Origin of the sequence: Microcystis wesenbergii FACHB-1317 (assembly GCF_014696875.1) — a bacterium.
Classification (GTDB): domain Bacteria; phylum Cyanobacteriota; class Cyanobacteriia; order Cyanobacteriales; family Microcystaceae; genus Microcystis; species Microcystis wesenbergii_A.
Genome location: NZ_JACJQV010000099.1, coordinates 1 through 17513 on the forward strand (window position 1 = coordinate 1; position 17513 = coordinate 17513).

General features: G+C 44.3%; 16 protein-coding genes. 9 read left to right on the forward strand and 7 right to left on the reverse strand.

Annotation, left to right across the window (positions count from 1 at the left end; translation table 11 throughout):
* Window positions 1-479 precede the first annotated feature (479 nt).
* The gene (locus tag H6F92_RS06740) at window positions 480-1091 is read right to left on the reverse strand and encodes a 4Fe-4S single cluster domain-containing protein (protein ID WP_190357250.1); all 612 of its coding nucleotides are present in this window, start codon (window positions 1089-1091) and stop codon (window positions 480-482) included.
* An 81-nt stretch (window positions 1092-1172) separates the two neighbouring features.
* The gene (locus tag H6F92_RS06745; protein ID WP_190357252.1) at window positions 1173-2354 is read right to left on the reverse strand and encodes an RtcB family protein; all 1182 of its coding nucleotides are present in this window, start codon (window positions 2352-2354) and stop codon (window positions 1173-1175) included.
* A gap of 544 nt (window positions 2355-2898) precedes the next feature.
* Here H6F92_RS06745 and dnaK point away from each other — a divergent pair.
* Complete coding sequence (gene dnaK, locus H6F92_RS06750; protein WP_190357253.1) at window positions 2899-4800, forward strand: molecular chaperone DnaK; 1902 nt, start codon at window positions 2899-2901, stop codon at window positions 4798-4800.
* A 69-nt stretch (window positions 4801-4869) separates the two neighbouring features.
* On the opposite strand, the gene H6F92_RS06755 is transcribed toward dnaK, so the two are convergent.
* The 3 genes from H6F92_RS06755 to H6F92_RS06765 form a co-directional block, all read right to left on the reverse strand.
* Window positions 4870-5832: a protochlorophyllide reductase gene (locus H6F92_RS06755; RefSeq protein ID WP_190357255.1), complete on the reverse strand. Its 963-nt coding sequence runs from the start codon at window positions 5830-5832 to the stop codon at window positions 4870-4872.
* A 789-nt stretch (window positions 5833-6621) separates the two neighbouring features.
* Window positions 6622-7623 carry a CsgG/HfaB family protein gene (locus tag H6F92_RS06760; RefSeq protein ID WP_190357318.1) on the reverse strand — a complete coding sequence of 334 codons (1002 nt, stop codon included), beginning with the start codon at window positions 7621-7623 and terminating at the stop codon, window positions 6622-6624.
* A 59-nt stretch (window positions 7624-7682) separates the two neighbouring features.
* Window positions 7683-8669, reverse strand: coding sequence for a succinate dehydrogenase/fumarate reductase iron-sulfur subunit (locus H6F92_RS06765; protein ID WP_190357256.1), 987 nt, complete (start codon window positions 8667-8669; stop codon window positions 7683-7685).
* A 532-nt stretch (window positions 8670-9201) separates the two neighbouring features.
* On the opposite strand from H6F92_RS06765, the gene H6F92_RS06770 reads away from it, so the two are divergent.
* Both H6F92_RS06770 and H6F92_RS06775 read left to right on the forward strand, forming a co-directional pair.
* The gene (locus tag H6F92_RS06770) at window positions 9202-9588 is read left to right on the forward strand and encodes an AbrB family transcriptional regulator (RefSeq protein WP_002782369.1); all 387 of its coding nucleotides are present in this window, start codon (window positions 9202-9204) and stop codon (window positions 9586-9588) included.
* Window positions 9589-10034: 446 nt separating this feature from the next.
* The gene (locus H6F92_RS06775; protein ID WP_190357257.1) at window positions 10035-10829 is read left to right on the forward strand and encodes a CPBP family intramembrane glutamic endopeptidase; all 795 of its coding nucleotides are present in this window, start codon (window positions 10035-10037) and stop codon (window positions 10827-10829) included.
* Here the strand turns inward: H6F92_RS06775 and H6F92_RS06780 are convergent.
* Window positions 10812-11609 (reverse strand): Tab2/Atab2 family RNA-binding protein, encoded by a 798-nt coding sequence (locus H6F92_RS06780; protein ID WP_190357258.1) that lies wholly within the window; start codon window positions 11607-11609, stop codon window positions 10812-10814. The genes H6F92_RS06775 and H6F92_RS06780 overlap by 18 nt on opposite strands.
* Before the next feature lie 341 nt (window positions 11610-11950).
* On the opposite strand from H6F92_RS06780, the gene rimM reads away from it, so the two are divergent.
* The 6 genes from rimM (at window position 11951) to H6F92_RS06810 (ending at window position 15503) form a co-directional block, all read left to right on the forward strand.
* Window positions 11951-12529, forward strand: a complete 579-nt coding sequence (gene rimM, locus H6F92_RS06785) for a ribosome maturation factor RimM (protein ID WP_190357259.1) — start codon at window positions 11951-11953, stop codon at window positions 12527-12529.
* A gap of 209 nt (window positions 12530-12738) precedes the next feature.
* Window positions 12739-13518 carry an ABC transporter permease gene (locus tag H6F92_RS06790; protein ID WP_190357260.1) on the forward strand — a complete coding sequence of 260 codons (780 nt, stop codon included), beginning with the start codon at window positions 12739-12741 and terminating at the stop codon, window positions 13516-13518.
* Window positions 13519-13570: 52 nt separating this feature from the next.
* Window positions 13571-14035 carry a hypothetical protein gene (locus H6F92_RS06795; RefSeq protein WP_150978052.1) on the forward strand — a complete coding sequence of 155 codons (465 nt, stop codon included), beginning with the start codon at window positions 13571-13573 and terminating at the stop codon, window positions 14033-14035.
* Between the two features lie 178 nt (window positions 14036-14213).
* Window positions 14214-14456 carry a hypothetical protein gene (locus tag H6F92_RS06800; RefSeq protein WP_002775464.1) on the forward strand — a complete coding sequence of 81 codons (243 nt, stop codon included), beginning with the start codon at window positions 14214-14216 and terminating at the stop codon, window positions 14454-14456.
* A complete protein-coding gene (locus tag H6F92_RS06805; protein ID WP_002801782.1) occupies window positions 14453-14920 on the forward strand; it encodes a type II toxin-antitoxin system VapC family toxin in 468 nt (155 codons plus the stop codon). Before H6F92_RS06800 ends, H6F92_RS06805 begins: the two co-directional genes overlap by 4 nt.
* A gap of 88 nt (window positions 14921-15008) precedes the next feature.
* Window positions 15009-15503 carry a hypothetical protein gene (locus H6F92_RS06810; RefSeq protein ID WP_190357261.1) on the forward strand — a complete coding sequence of 165 codons (495 nt, stop codon included), beginning with the start codon at window positions 15009-15011 and terminating at the stop codon, window positions 15501-15503.
* A 159-nt stretch (window positions 15504-15662) separates the two neighbouring features.
* Here the strand turns inward: H6F92_RS06810 and cimA are convergent, their stop codons facing one another.
* Window positions 15663-17303, reverse strand: a complete 1641-nt coding sequence (gene cimA, locus H6F92_RS06815; protein WP_190357263.1) for a citramalate synthase — start codon at window positions 17301-17303, stop codon at window positions 15663-15665.
* Window positions 17304-17513 lie beyond the last annotated feature (210 nt).

The window sequence follows — 17513 nt, forward strand, 5'->3', positions numbered from 1 at the left end:
AAAGCAAGGCATTTTAAAAATTTTTCAGATATTTGTTCTGAGAAATTGACTGAAAACCTTGCCAGATAAGGATTTGATTGAATGACATTTGCGAGAATGAAACAGCCCTAGGGCAAGGGGGGGTAAGATACCTGCCAAGAATAAAGAAAAATGGTATCAGCAGTGATGCTAGAAGAATCCACGTCCGTTTACGGCGTGGGGTATGTCAAACCTCTCTCGCCTTCCGTTCCCCGCTTCAGTGCCAGATTTGTGACTTCTGAAACTGGGGGTAGCTATCGCCGTTACTCTCAACTTTGTCAAATATAATGACAAAGTGTATTGACCTTGAGTCCCCTGGCCGAGTTTGGTATCGAGTGATACTAAACGTCGGGACAGATAAACAGTTATAAGGTCGGTCAAGGTTGATAGGGCTCCTTATTTCATGCCTAAACGTTTCGCACTACTGTTTACTGTTTACTGATCACTGATTCTGGGCCCGTTCAAGAAATAATCTGTCCCCAAAATCCCGTAAAAATTCGAGTTCCGTCTTTGAGAATATGAATTTCTACTTGATCCGATGCCCAATTAATCTGATCTTCCCAAGCGGGATTGAGGAGGTGAATCCGTTGATTGCTAGAAGAAACCGGAGAATCGGGGGAATGAATAGCGAGGGATTCCACATAGGCCCCATCCACCAAAATATCTAACTGGGCCAATAATTCTTGAGAGTGGGGCGGTGCTTCGGTTGAGCGCAATTGTTCGATCGTAAATCCCGTGAAGGACATCACATTTAAGCCTTTTTCCTTAACATATTTAGCTAATTCGGTCAAGGCTTTTGCTTGCCAAAAAGGTTCACCCCCAGAGAAAGTTAGGCCGCTATTGCGGGGATTAGCCAAAATTTTGGCAGCTAGAGACTCAACAGTAATTAATTGATTGATCTCGAAGGACCAGGAAGCTGGATTAAAACAACCCCGACACTCGCGAGAACAACCCTGTACCCAGACCACGGCCCGACAACCGGGACCGTTAACGGCGGATTCATCCACATAGCCCATGATATTGAGATGATGGGCGGGAATTTGCCCTAATTGGGCAGCAATAGTCAGACTCATCGCTTATAATCCTCGATCGATTCCTATCTTTTTCATGCTAGAGAAAAAACGACAAAAATCGATCGCTCTGGCCATGATTTGTTAACCTTTGACACACATCACCTGCTTGAGAGTGGCGACAATTTCCACTAGATCAGCCTGTTGATTCATCACCTGTTGGATCGGTTTATAGGCCCCTGGAATCTCATCAATAACGCCCTCATCTTTGCGGCATTCAACCCCTTGGGTTTGGGCGATTAAATCATCAAGAGTAAAGGTTTTTTTAGCCAGATTTCTCGACATCAAGCGCCCCGCCCCGTGGGAACAGGAACAGAAGCTATTATGTTCTCCTTTGCCTTTGACAATATAAGATTGCGCTCCCATGGAACCGGGGATAATACCATAATCGGTTTCTCTGGCGCGGACGGCTCCTTTTCGGGTGACATAAACCTCTTCCCCAAAATGAATTTCTTGTTCGGCGTAATTGTGATGACAATTAACTACTAAGAGGGGTTTAGTTGGTTTGCCTCCCGCTAGATGTTTTTCAACAATGCGCTTAAATCTAGCCATCATAATTTCTCGATTATAACGGGCATATTCCTGGGCCCATTGCAGGTCGTGCCAGTAGGCGGTAAATTCTTCTGTACCGGCGACAAAGTAGGCCAGATCGAGGTCGGGTAATTTACATTCTCCTAGTTTGGCTAACTCTTTGGCGGTATTAATATGACATTGGGCCAGTTGATTACCAATACCTCTAGAACCGGAATGGAGCATTAACCAAACTTGATTATCTGTATCTAAACAAATTTCGATAAAGTGATTGCCACCCCCCAGAGAACCCATTTGTTTAAGGGCTTTTTTCTCTAGGTTTTGTACACCTCGATGAATCTGTTTAAATTCCGCCCATTTTGGCCATTTGGTCACTTCCCGATCCACTTCTTTATTTTCAGCAAAACCGACGGGAATATTTTCTTCCACATCGAGGCGAATTTTTTTGAGTTTTCCCTGCAATTGTTCACCAGTAAAAGGCATTTTTAGGGCAGCCATGCCGCAACCGATATCGACTCCGACGGCGGCGGGAATTACGGCATCTTTGGTGGCAATCACCGAACCGACTAAAGCACCTTTACCCAAGTGAACATCCGGCATTAAAGAAATGTGTTTATAAACAAAAGGTAGGGAGGCAACATTTTTGGCCATTTGGGTTTCTTGGAGTCCCAATTCATGGCCCGCCCAAGATAAAATCGGTGTCGGGGTGGAAAGAGCCAGAGTTTCGTAAGTCATAGTTTTTATGAAATAATCAGATAAAAAGCGGATGCAACCAAGACAATAAGGCAATTGAGATTCTGCGATCAATTGAATAAATTGTTATCAGTGATCGTGTTTTAGCACAGAGGATAAGCTGTTGACTATCTAAATTAGAGTTCTTGCATAATTAATTTTTGAGAGGGCAAAAATGAGAAAAATAAGCATAAAATTGCTTAAAATTGCTAAATAGAGCATTTAATCTATATAATGCTCATTCTTAATTCTCCTGACGACCGACTACTGGCTACTGACTCCTCACCTCACGGAAGATTTTTGATTTTTGCCAGAGGTCTATTACTCCTTCAGACTGCCTCCGGGAGAATTTTTCACTTTCACCGGAGGTTTACCGACTACTGTAATACTACCAAAAAGGTTCGGATACCTACACTATCGAGAAAGCGGGGTTATTTTGCACTATAGAGATAACAAAGGAACTGATAGGGGTGGGTATCGCCTAAAAACCGAGTACAGTTCCGATTCTAGAAGTCACTATAAGTTGTATCGGAGCAGCACAAAGATTATGGGAAAAGTAGTTGGAATTGACTTAGGGACGACTAACTCCTGCGTCGCGGTTATGGAAGGGGGTAAACCCACCGTTATCGCCAACGCCGAAGGGTTTAGAACCACGCCCTCAGTGGTCGCCTACGCCAAAAATGGCGATCGCCTAGTAGGACAAATCGCCAAACGTCAAGCGGTAATGAACCCGCAAAATACTTTTTATTCCGTCAAACGCTTCATCGGCCGGAAATTCAACGAAGTTAGCAAGGAAGCCACAGAAGTATCCTACAAAGCTCTTCAAGACGGCAACGGCAACGTTAAATTAGACTGTCCCGCCCAGGGCAAACAATTCGCCCCCGAAGAAATTTCCGCCCAGGTACTGCGGAAACTGGTGGAAGATGCCGGTAAATACCTCGGCGAAACCGTTACCCAAGCAGTCATCACCGTACCTGCTTATTTTAATGACTCCCAACGTCAAGCCACCAAAGATGCGGGGAGAATTGCCGGGATTGAAGTTCTCCGCATTATCAACGAACCCACCGCCGCCTCTCTTGCCTACGGATTAGAGAGAAAAGCTAACGAAACCATTCTTGTTTTTGACTTGGGTGGGGGAACCTTTGACGTATCGGTTCTGGAAGTGGGTGATGGTGTCTTTGAAGTTCTCGCTACCTCTGGAGATACTCATCTCGGGGGTGATGACTTCGATAAAAAAATCGTTGATTATTTAGCCGAAGAATTCGAAAAATTTGAAGGAATCGATCTCCGTCAAGATAAACAAGCCCTGCAACGTCTCACGGAAGCGGCGGAAAAAGCCAAAATTGAGCTTTCTAGCGTTACCCAAACGGAAATTAACCTGCCCTTCATCACCGCTACCGCCGAAGGACCAAAACACCTAGATACTACCTTAACCAGAGCTAAATTTGAGGAAATTTGCGCTGATTTAATCGATAGCTGTCGGCGTCCCGTAGAAAATGCCGTCCGTGATGCCAAAATCGATAAATCTGCCCTCGATGAAGTGGTTCTCGTCGGTGGTTCAACCCGGATTCCCGCCATTCAAGAATTAGTTAAACAAGTTCTGGGCAAAGAGCCTAACCAAAGCGTTAACCCTGATGAAGTGGTAGCTGTGGGTGCCGCTATTCAAGGTGGTGTTCTTGCCGGTGAAGTCAAAGATATTCTTCTGCTTGATGTTTCTCCTCTGTCTCTGGGTGTGGAAACCCTCGGCGGTGTGATGACGCGGATTATTCCCCGCAATACCACTATCCCCACCAGAAAATCGGAAGTTTTCTCTACGGCAGTAGACTCACAAACTAACGTAGAAATCCACGTCCTGCAAGGGGAACGGGAAATAGCCAAAGATAACAAGAGTTTGGGAACTTTCCGACTCGATGGTATCCCCCCTGCGCCCCGGGGTGTGCCTCAAATCGAAGTGGTTTTCGACATCGATGCTAACGGTATTTTAAATGTCACCGCTAAGGATAAAGGTACAGGAAAAGAACAATCGATCAGCATCACCGGCGCTTCTACCTTGCCGTCAAATGAAGTGGAACGCATGGTTAATGAGGCAGAATCGAACGCCTCGGCTGATAAAGAACGTCGCGAACGCATTGAACGCAAAAATCAAGCTGATTCCCTCGTTTATCAAGCTGAAAGGCAGTTAGTCGAGTTAGGCGATAAGGTTCCCCCATTAGAGAAAACGAAAGCCCAAAAGTTGATTAAAGAACTGAAAGAAGCGATCGCTGAAGAGGATGATGGTAAGATCAAAGTAGCCCTACCGGAATTACAACAAGTCCTCTACGAGATCGGTACCCGTATCTATCAGCAAGCAGCCCCTAGCAATCCCACCGGTGGCAATAACAATGGCCCCTCTGGTGGTGCTGGTGGTGGCGATGATGTCATCGATGCGGAATTCTCCGACACTAAATAAAAATTAAGTTCCTAGCTCCGACAAGGACACAAGTTACCTTGTGTCCCTTTTTAGTCTCAAAATCGGAATTTATGCTAATCCGACTAATTTAGCGCTGTATTCCCACATTTTTTCGCCTCTTTCATCGTCGCGAGCTTGAGGAGAAACCCTTTGTACAAAAGATTTACCCTCTTTTTTCTGACGGTTGCCCCAACTCCAGTAAGCGCCAGATTGACGGTATTCGGGGTCAGCCACCACCAGGGCCACTCTTTCCCCGGCTAATTCTTGGGAAACATAGCCACCGGTGATATTTTTCTGGAACCAGGGGAAAAACTGCTGGAAAAAGGGGTAATGGTTGCGGAAAAGGGGTGTATCGGCCACACAACCCGGATAGAGGGAAGTAAAAGTGATTCCGGTCGATTGGTGATAGCGTTTGTGCAGTTCCCGCATGGTGAGAACATTACACACCTTACTATCTTTGTAGGCTTTGACCGATTCAAATTTTTTGCCGTCGGCCATAGTAATCGGCTCTTTGAAACCCTTGGCAAACCCTTCCAAATCGCCCAAATCGGGACGAGGAGGAATTTTACCGCCTAATTCATCGGGATTATGGGTGACAGTGCCGAGAATGACTAAACGGCGGTCGGGAGAGGGAGAATTTTTTAGATCTTCCAAGAGCAAATTTGACAACAGGAAATGACCTAAATGATTGGTGGCCATGCTCAATTCATAACCGTCGGGACTTCTTAAGGGTTCTTTGAGCAAAGGCAGATAGATAGCGGCATTGCAGACTAAAGCGGTTAGGGGTCTGCCCAAGGACCGGAAATTTTTAACGAAGCGCCGGACGCTATCGAGGGAACCGAGGTCGATAAATTCAATACAGTAGTTATCCCGGGGAATGTTCAATTCCTTGGCCGCCTGTTCCATTTTCGGGATATCCCGACAGGCCATAACCACAAACCAACCTCTTTGAGCAAGGGATTTAGCGGCGTAGAGACCGACTCCAGAAGTTGTCCCAGTAATGATCACCGTGGGTTTTTGATCTTGTATCATTTTTTGATAGTTTTCGTTAATCGCTCTGGTCTAGGGAATATCCAAGGGATTCCGATTATAAATTTTATCTCAAATGTCGGGGTTTCATCCCGTCGCTTTTAGGGACGGGATGAAACCAAGCGCCAATATAAAACAGCACTTCGACACATTTCGACAGGCTCAATGTAAAGGCTCAATGTAAAGGCTCAGTGACACGAAGCACGATTAAAAATAAGCGTCCAGTCTCCTGACAAAATCTCGAATAACTTCTTCTTGTAAGGGTCTTGACCTACTCAGGCCAAATAGCTACCATGTAAGTAGAGCGGATAGGGTAATCAACCGCTTTAAAAACCCATGTAGTCTAACCACTACGCTATCTGCACCTTGACAATTAAAGATATGGGGTTCTACTCAATAGTTCTAGTTTCCCCCTGCTCGTGATGTAAAATCTTTACAGGAAATAGACAAAGCAGTATTTGAAGCTAACGTTTCAATTCAAGCAAACTTTGTCCCCCCCCCTGGCCCCCCCCGACGTCGGGGGGGGGCCAGGGGGACTATCGTAGGGCATACGAAAAGTAACGCGCAAGCGTGAGAACCACCTCTGGGTTGGATAACGCAAGGCATCTAATTTAAGTGGACTCGTTGAACTAAGAATCCCGAAGCGCTTAGTGCGACGGGAGTGTCAAATAACTTCAAATTTTCGTGAGTGTTCACTTATCAGTGATCAGTGATCAGTTATCAGTGATCAGTTATCAGATTTAAGTTTACCGATCTCCCCACCTCCCCACTTCCCCAATTCATAATTCATAACTAACGAATGGGTTTAGCTAAATCACCGACTTTAAAACCATTACCGGTAATGATGCGACCGACGCTAGATTGACCATCAGCTTCGACAATTTCGAGAGTGCCAATCGGTTGAGTAATCTGACGGATAACCTTACCCGTTTGCGGATCCTTGACCGTTTGAGTCGTCCGTTCGATGGAAATGCGTAAACCGACACGATAGCCTTCTCCCGTACCTTTATTGAGAATTACCTGATTTCCCGCCACGGCAGCCACTAAAGCGGTGACAGTCGGGAGCGAGCGAGGTGTAGCGGCGATTTGGTCGGCTTTATCATTGAGATTATCCACCACCTGCGCCACTGCCTTATCCGTGGCAATACTGAGTAATTTCCCTTCGTTGGAGGTTTGGGAACCACCCCCAACTCCTAAAACCACGGTTGAACCATCGGATTGATTGGCAGTACCATCTCCCTGAGCGGTGGTAATAATTTCGGCCGTGGTGGTATTAATTGCTCGGACATTTAACTTGACAAAAGCATCGGTTTCTGTCTTAGCAGTGCTAAAAATAATAAACGAGCCACCGGATTGTTTTTTTTGTAAATCGAATTGGGTAATCGAACCGATAATCACCACATCTACCCCCAAAATTTGCCCGATTTGAGCAGCGGTAGCGGCATCTACCCGTCCCGAAGCCCCCAAATTCTGTTCTCTGAGGACAGCATCAATGCGACTGCGCTCAATGACTGTATAGCGACCACTTTCCACTAATTTGTTGACGAGAATATCACTGACACCACTGGCTCCACCATTGAGAAATGTTAACCACTGGGGATTACTGAGACCGCTATAATCGAAGTCTAAAACCGCTACTCGCACCTTTTCGCTTTTTTGGGCTAAGAGTAATGGTAAATTGTTAGAGGTAGCTTGGGAGAAAGCCGGTGCGTTGAAGCTACAACCCAAACTAGAAGCGACTCCCACAAGGGTGATTAGGGCAGAAAAACCACGGATACTATCTCGATCGAACATGATAATGAGTTCTCCAGTCAAATAGAATATAGATCATAATGATCTCAAAATTACTCTAACTATCGAGAGCGAGAATTTTGAATGGCAGTAATTAAACCTCTCACCTCCTCGGTTCCCTCGGAAGCTTCAAAGGAAGTGGGAAATTTACCCTTAGCAATCATCCGCAATCCCAAGGGGGCAATACTTAATAAACCCTGTAAATCGCGCCAATAATTGCCCACCACATAGAGGCCGAATTTGCGTTCATCAACCCATCCCCCTGCTTTGACTAATTCCACTAAAACTTTCCGGTGACGAATGGGACGACTACTATCGTCCGACTTGCGAGCGAGTATTTCCTGTTTAATTTTACCGATTTGATCCATGGGGGCCACTTCCATGGGACAAACCGCATTACAGAAATAGCAACGGGTACAACCCCAAACCCCGGCGGTGCCTTGATGATAAAGTGCTAGGCGACCTTCTTGATTACCATCGCGGGAATCTGCTAGGGTGCGCTGCGCTTTTGCTAAAGCGTGGGGACCGACAAAATCGGGATTCACTTGCTTAGCATTACATTCCGAATAACAGGCCCCGCACATAATGCAGTTACCCATCTGATTGAGATTGGCTCTTTCTTCTGGAGTTTGCAGAAATTCTCGTTCGGGAATGGTGCGTGCTTGACTACTGATATAAGGTTCAACTCTTTCTAAATCGTCCCAAAACGGTTGCATATTGACGATTAAATCCCGGATAATCGGTAAATTACCCAGGGGTGCGATCGTGATTTCGGGAATTTCTCCGGCATCTTTTTGGCTACAATGGTTTAATTCACTGGCGATATTTTTTTGACAAGCCAAGGCCGAACGACCGTTAATTTTCATCGCACAGCTGCCACAAATTGTATTGCGGCAATTTTTACGAAAGGCCAAAGTTCCATCAAGTTCCCATTTGATGCGATTAAGGCAGTCGAGAATTGTATTTCCCGCCTCCACCTCTAGGGTAAAATTTTCTAGGTAGGGGGTGTCGTTGGGTCGTTGACGCAGAATTTTAAAAGAAACTTCCATACTCGGCACGGGGATGAGGGACTCCTAATACTCAGGATAATCGATGTTAACGGGCCAAAGGGGAGCTAGTAATGGTAATTAATCCTTAAGATTTGCCCTGGTCGGTTGAGCCAAGGGGTGGGTATCTAGGCCTAATGATAGATGGGCAAGTCGCTCGAAAACAGTTTAATCCCCCCGGATTTGCTGCTCTGGGTCATTAGTTTTTTGCCAACTCCAACCACAAGTATAGTTTCTCAATTCCTTGCTAGGTATAGCTTGAGCGGTTTTACGTCCTTACTTTCTCCCCCCTGTTTTCCTCGCACCCGACCAAAAATTGCCAGAGTCTTGACCAAAAATTTCCTCTCCCCCACAAGGTTTACACTTACTACCTAGTCCGGGGTCTTCTTAGCACGATTGTCATCACCGAACCATCAGTTTTAAAAAATTTATTATTCCCCTCTAGACATTTTTGGCGAGATTTTTGGTATGATCAATTTGTCAGTGTAAACTTAATTGACAGTCACTAAAAAATCAAGGGACATTAAAAAGTACCATGAGTGATATCTCTCCTACTCCCCTAACCGGGAAAGCTCTACTTCAAAAAGTCAAAGAGTTATCCCACTTACCCCGTCGCGAAACGGCAAAACGTTGTGGTTACTACTCTCAAAGTAAAGATGGCCAAGTTCGGGTCAATTTAACCGACTTTTACGATGCTGTTTTAGGTGCAAAAGGGGTTCCTCTCGATCCCGAAGGCACTAAAGATGGCCGCGGCCGCGAACCCACTTTCCGGGTTAGTGTCCACAAAAATGGTCAAATCGTCATCGGTTCCACCTATACCGAACAAATGAACTTGCAGCCCGGCGATGAATTTGAAATCAAACTTGGCTACAAGCACATCCACCTCAAACAAATGGAATCAGAAGAACCAGTAGAAGCTTAAATAGGTTACGGAGTAGGGATAGGGAAAAAAAAATCGGCAGTCAAAAGGGCTAGTTTTGACAAGACCGACAAAAAAGACAATATAGATTCTTATCCCTAATTCTAACCCCTGACCGCCTCTTTCATCAACTCGAGGGGTTTTCCTTAAGCACTTTTTCTTCTTTTTCGCAACCCCCTAGGGATGGATTTTTGTTGGAGCTAGGCTTTTCCAGAGCAAAGTTCCACAATTATTCTGTCCCTAGAGGGTTTGTTTTATGGGTGTTAGGAGACAGGAGACTCCGAGTTAGTATTCAGGAGATTATTTTTATTTATTCTCCCCACACCCCACACCCCACACCCCACACCCTACACCCCACACCCTACACCCCAAAAACCCCACACCCCACTTCATAATTCATAATTCATAATTCATAATTTATAATTCCCACCTCTAGCACCTAATTGACAATGGACATGGCTGCCTTAATAAAAATTATTATTTTCCTGTTAGCCTGGTTAATTCTCTGGCTGCCGATTGCCATTGGTTTAGGGAGTCGTTTGGGATGGCAACCGCTGCAAGGGACAAAACCTGACCAGAAATTGCCCCTAGTTGCCTCTCTTTATGCCTTGGCACCCCTAGTTATCTGGGGATTATTGAAGATAGAGGGGAGCAGCCTCCATAATTACGGATTAATTTGGTCATTTTCCCTATTTATCTCCCTAACCAAAGGATTAATCCTAGCAGTGGTGGGATTAGGGATAATTTTTTTCCTAGAGGGGATTTTGGCCTGGGTACATTGGCAGCCCAAAAATCTAACTCGCGCTTTTGCCTTGAGTTTACCCCTGTTGATAGTGGCCCTCTGGGTGGGTATTACCGAGGAATTAATCTTTAGGGGCATCTTTTTGAGCCAATTAAGCCAAGAATACGGTTTTTGGGTGGCGGGAGCCATTTCTAGCCTAATTTTTGCCCTGCTGCATCTGCTTTGGGAACGTCAGCAAACGCTACCGCAACTACCCGGTTTATTTCTGATGGGGATGGTTCTGGTCTGGGCGCGGGCGATCGATCATGGTAGTTTAGGATTAGCTTGGGGACTTCATGGCGGTTGGGTGTGGGGATTAGCTTTGCTAGACAGTGCCGAATTGATGTCTTACAGCGATTCTGGGTTAGTTTGGGTCAAAGGTATCTATAACCAACCTTTAGCGGGTTTAGCGGGTATTCTTTGCCTCTTGGGGACAGCTTGGGGGTTAAACTTGTTTCAGTAACCAAAAGCCGGTAAAAGTGCGACCAGAATCATCCGGTTGTATCAGGAGAAAGTGCCAACCTTGGCTTTCCTGTTTGGTTGCTTGATAAACATTGGCTGCCAGGGCCACTTCTTCATCTTCGTAGGTCAGAAAAATCCAACGTTCATTTAGACCTGATTCCAAGACTAAACCGCCCGATCGCCCCCTTTCTGTGGGAATATGATCGATAAATACCGGGTTAATTTCCTCTAACCAACGAGCGATGGCAAGAGATTTCTTACCCCCGGTAATAACCACACCGGGGATCATTAAAGTGGAGGCTAAACCTAATTTTAAAGGAGAAAAGGCCTCTGGTAGGGAAAGAATCGGTATTCTGCGATCGCCAAAAAAGTTAACTAAATCAACGGCGGGAAAACGAGCAAAACGCCACTCTTGACCTAAAAATTGGTCTGGTAGGGGTTGCGGTGGAGGAGAGTCGATATTGATGGGGATTTGCCGCAATTCTAGCTGTTTTTTCAGAGCGTTAACGTGACGGGTTAACTCAATTTTGATCTGTAAATTTTGACCAGCGAGGAGAAATAAATTGGCGCATTGGGGGCGAAAAACTTGGATAATTTCTGGGGGGGAGACTTGACAAGCTTGCTGTAACTGTTGGGTTAACCAGTCGCTATTAGCTTGGGATTGGGGACAGGAATTTTCATAGATAAGATGACCAAGGGAATCGGAAATTAACAATTGCCAGATTGGGCCAAGAGAAGGAGAAGATGAAGATTTATAAAAATCCGCTTGCCAAATAGTCATAATTCAGTAACAAGTCACCAGTAAAAAGTCAAAAAATGGTCAGGAGTAGAGGTCAACTAAAAATTTTACCCTACCAAGACTTTTAAGTAACGCACAGAAAACGGGTTTCTCCGAGAAACCCGTTTTCTGCTCATGCACTCATGCAAAAAGGGGAATAAATAATCAGTCTTTAATAACCAGATTTAGTATTATTCTTAATTCTCCTGACGACCGACTACTGACTACTGACTCCTGACTCCTAACCCTAACAACAATTTTTGATTTTTACAAGAGGTCTAATCTAGGATCGAGACAAAAAAGGCTATATACTAGGGAAAGCTATAGCAAAAAATATCGAGACAATGGAAGAAAATTGGCTAGAAATTGGGACAATAGTAGCACCCCAGGGACTGGAGGGAGAATTGCGAGTTTTATCGGTATCAGATTTTCCCGAACGTTTTCAGAAGCGAGGTATTAGGGGAATACAAGGACCACAAGGGGGAGAAATCCGAGAAATTACTCTGCTCAGGGGACGTGAGCTACCGGGAAAAAATGTTTATGTTATCAAGTTAGAGGGGGTTGAAAATCGGGAACAAGCCGAAGCTTTGCGCGGATATAAATTATGGGCGAATAAACTAGAAAAACCTCGCCTAAAAGCGGATGAATATCATGTTAGTGAGCTAGTAAACTTAGAGGTTTATCATCACCTGACAGGAGAAAAAATCGGGGTTGTAGTAGATATTTTCTGGGCTGGTAATGACATTTTAGCAGTGCAACTAGAAGCAAATCTCGCCTCTGTCAAGAAAAAAAGCCCTTCTTCCGACTCAAAAGCCACGGTCCTGGTTCCCTTTGTCAAAGAAATTGTGCCACTGGTGGATCTGAAAGCGGCACGCATCGAGATCTCGCCACCACCGGGGTTATTAGAGATCAATTTATCCTAGGCTGATTCTTGATGGTAGATTTCGACAAAGATAAGGTAATACTGGAACAGTAAGGATTAGCTGCTTTTTTAGCTAATTTAACAACACCCAGTTATCCCTAGGGACTGCTAACCAACCGTGACAATTTTTGATTTTGAGAGTAGATCTACTTTTACCCCAGAAATGGGTAATCTCAAAAGGAAAGAGAGATATTATTTTGATGAAAGGCTATGGGTATCAGCATCCTGAGAATCTGGGCGATCGCAGCTAATGGTTTTCGCGAGGTTATTCGCGATCGCATTCTTTACTTTATCGGGTTTTTTGCCTTGTTGATGGCCTTCGCTTGGCGTTTATTACCAGAAATTGCGGTGGGAACCCATGAGAAAATCTTTCTTGACTTGGGATTAGCCGCTATCGGACTATTAGGGGTAATTGTCGCGGTTTTTGTGGGTACAGGGCTAATTAATAAGGAAATTGACAAGAAAACTATTTTAGTTTTGATTCCTAAACCCCTGAGTCGGGCCGAATTTATCCTCGGTAAACACTTGGGTTTGTCTGGGGTTTTAGTGGTGATGCTGGGGGTAATGTTGGTGATTTACCTGCTGATGTTGCTGGGGATGAAAGTATCTTTTCAAGCTTTACCCCTGATTGTCTCGGTTTTCTATCTCGGTTTGGAATTAATTCTCATTGCGGCCGTGGCGATCGCTTTTGGGGTATTTACCAGTTCGATTTTAGCCACGCTAATGACTTTTGGGGTCTATCTAATGGGTCACATCAGCAAAGATCTGATCCAATTGGGTATAATCAGCAAAAATCCCAATATCCTCGCCATCACTAAAAATATTTATCTAATTCTCCCAGATTTGGAGAGATTGAATTTTAGAAACGAGGCCGTTTATGGTTTGCTGCCTAGTGCTGATGTCTTAATCGGTAACGCCCTCTACAGTCTCGTTTATACTGGTCTATTATTGGGTATCTCCATCCTCATCTTTTCACGACGACAATTTTAAATGGCCTTGCCGAATGTCATCGCCATCGATTAGTTTATAGAGATGATTAGCCATGAAATTAAAGGCACAACTGCATATTTTAAGTCGAGAAGCGGTCAATTACGGACTGGCAACCGTGGTCATGGAAGAAGCGGTTAATCCCGTCCTGGCGGCTTTTGCTAGACAGTTAAAACATTTACAATACTATGTGGTGCAGAATAGCCAAGGTGATTGGTTACTAACCACCTTAGCTCATCGGCAGCAGCCACAACAGGAAAAAAGGGTTATCTATGCCTTTGCTACGGAAAAAATGGCCATATCTGCCCAAAATACTGCTAATTCACCCCTATCAACGCTCCTGATTCCCGTAACCCATCTTTTATTCCAATTATTTGCCGTAGAAAAAGTAGATAGTATTATTTTTCTGGAAAATGCACACACCGCTCAAACAGGAAAAGAAATCTCCCGGACCCAATTAAAGGCTAATATTGAAAAACAACTGCAAAAACTAGGGAAAATTCCTTCCAATCTTGCTTAATTAGTTATCCTTAATCAAGGCGAATTAGATGTCACCACCAGACTTTTTAAGCTGGCAACTTGAGTCTAGCCTAATCAGGGAGATTATTTAGAGCCGATCGTATAAACAAGCACCTGAGCCAAACGGCTAGGAGCATATCGGTTACTATAGAGAGTGTCTATTTTCTCAAAACCGACCTATGCTGCGAGAAGATCTTAAGAAAGAATTAGATAAACTAAACGATGATCAACTGAAAAAGATTGCTGATTTCATAGCCGACCTTGAGTTTCAGTCTGGACAAGTCCCATCGTCTGTTCCGCTTTGGCAAAGAGCAACACCATCCCAGAGAGCTAGGGAATTGCGTGAATGGGTGTTACAACTTCCCAAAGATAGTCCGAGTCTAGGAGATGAAGCCTTTAGTCGCGATAGTATTTACGAATGATGACGAGATATTTACTTGACACTAATATTGTTATGCGATTGTGCAATTGTTCCGACCTACAGCATAAGCTGGCAACCAATGCAGTTTCTCGTCTGCTCATGCAATCAGATGAATGTTTCCTTGCGACACAAGTAATAATTGAGTTTTGGGTTGTTGCCACCAGACCAACTGAAGTCAATGGTTTGGGTTGGTCTGTAGAACAAACCAGAAGCATGATAGATCAACTTCTCGCTCGTTTTCCAGTCTTGGCAGAATCTCGGCAGATTTTTACAAATTGGCTGAACTTAGTCACAACTAACAGAGTGATGGGTAAACGCACTCATGATGTTCGTCTCGTTGCGGCTATGCTTGCCAATGAAATTACACATCTGTTGACCTTTAATCCCAGTGATTTTGCGGGTATATCAAGTATTACCATAACTCATCCACAAGATTTGAACCCGTTTGATACTAATGAGCCATAGTGTTGGCGAGCGCCGCATAACTCAATCGTTATCAATAGGGAAAAGTTAATTATCTGCAATGGCCTTTTTTACTCTTACTCAGATTACCATGACCGAGCCAACCCGATTAAACTATCACGATACCTATTCTTGTCCCGTCTGTCGCCATGGTAAAATTGCCACTTTACCACTCATGGAAGCCTATGCTTGTAACTTTTGTCAACACATTTTTACTGCTAATTTAGAAAGACAGCTTTTAAAAATGGCCGATAGTCAATTACCCTTAACTTGGTATTGGAATGGTAAGTATTGGCAGGGTTTACCGAGAGAAGGAATCGAGATGGCAGGTTTTTACTTAATTATCGGTTTAGGATTTGTGATTTTTCCCACAGCAATTGTGGCTACGGGAGCCTATCTTTTTCCTCCGGTCGAGGGGAGTCCTTTGTCATGGGTGCCTCTATTTTGGTCGATTTTAACCTTTATTTGCCATGCTATTTGTTTACTCTGGTTAATTATCGAATATTATCAGTTTCCCGTTAATATGTATCTACGGGCCTTGGCCCGTCGTTGGCAAAATTCTTTTGTTACCCGATTATTATCCTAGGGGTTATTTAATCCTAGAAAGGGGAGCAGGAAGTGGGGTGTAGGGTGTGGGGTGTGGGGTGTGGGGATAAAAAATCTGATAACTGATAACTGATTACTGATAACTGATAACTGATTACTGATAACTGATAACTGATAACTGATTACTGATTACTGTTCCCTAAATTGTCCCTAAAGGACAAAATTGACCCGATAATTCTAGTTGATTGTTTTGCAGTAGATATAAACCGTACTCAATTCCTTCTACTACTGCTTGATAGGAAGCTTCCAAAATATTACTAGACACTCCCACGGTTGTCCATCTTTGTTGACCGTTACTGGACTCGATTAAAACCCTAGTTTTCGCTGCCGTCCCCGAACCACTATCGAGGATTCTCACTTTATAATCGGTCAGGTGAAAGTTAGCAATTTCGGGATAGAATTTGACTAAAGCCTTTCTTAAAGCCCGATCTAAAGCAGCCACGGGCCCGTTACCTTCGGCCACTTCTAATAAATCTTCCTCTTTTACCCGTACTTTAATTGTCGCAATCGCATTACCACTATCCCGGAGCATATCACAATAAACTTGGAATCCTTTTAATTCAAAAAGGTGGCTTCTCTGTCCCAAAGCTTCCCGCATTAATAACTCAAAACTAGCTTCGGCTGCTTCAAATTGATAACCCTCACTTTCCAAGATTTTTAAACGTTCCAAAATTTGCCGACAGGTGGGATCATCTTTATTTAAATCGATGCCAAAACTGCGCGCTTTCGCTAACACATTACTTAATCCCGATTGGTCAGAAATGACAATGCGACGCTGATTCCCGATCGCTTCCGGGTTAATATGTTCGTAGGTAAGGGGATTTTTCGCCACCGCAGAAACGTGAATACCGCCTTTATGGGCAAAAGCGGAACGTCCGACGAAGGGAGCATGATCATCTGGGGCTAAATTGACCATTTCGCTGATTTTTCGGCTAGTTCCCGTCAATCGGCCTAATTGATTTTCTTCTAGGCAAGAAAATCCCATTTTTAACTGAAGATTGGGAATTAAAGTACATAAATTGGCATTGCCGCAGCGTTCCCCATAACCGTTAATTGTGCCTTGAATCATGCGTGCGCCCTCGTTAACTGCCGCTAAAGAGTTAGCTACGGCGGTTCCTGCATCATTATGAGCATGAATGCCTAATTGAGGCGCATTTTCCTCATCAGGATCGATACCCAATTGCTCCCGCACTTTCTCCACAATAGGGGCGATTTCTTGGGGTAAAGTGCCACCGTTGGTATCACAGAAAACTAACCATTCGGCCCCAGCATCCCTAGCGGTTTTCAGGGTTAAAAGGGCGTATTCGGGGTTATTTTTGTAACCATCAAACCAATGTTCGGCATCATAAATGACTCGTCTTCCCTGACAGCGTAGATACTCGATGGTGTCTGCTATCATGGCTAAATTCTCCTCCAGACTGGTTTTTAAGCCCTCTGTGACGTGCAGATCCCAAGATTTGCCGAAAATTGTCACCCAACGGGTTCTAGCGGCGAGAATGGCGGTTAACATCGGATCTTCCCGGGCTTCGACATGGGGGCGACGAGTGGAACAAAAAGCGACTAATTCCGCTTGTTTTAGGGGTTCTTCGTGCAGTTTCCAGAAAAATTGACCGTCTCTAGGGTTTGCGCCTGGCCAACCGCCTTCGATAAAAGGAATGCCCATTCTATCTAATTCCCTGGCGATTTTAATTTTATCTTCTAGGGAGAGGGAAATACCTTCTCGCTGGGCCCCATCCCGGAGAGTAGTGTCATAGACCCAAATGCGCTTACCATTGTTCATAGAAATAGTCAATAGGTGTTAATATTAATTAATAACTGTAGCGACTTAAAATCACGCCCCTAATGCCTAGAATAACAGTTTACGGTCAAACAATCACCTGCGATCGAGGTGAAAATCTCTGTTCAGTTATCAGTTATCAGTTATCAGTTATCAGTTTTGAGTTTTCAGTGAGCAGTATTAAGTGTTAAAGTGTTAGAGTATTAAGTGGCA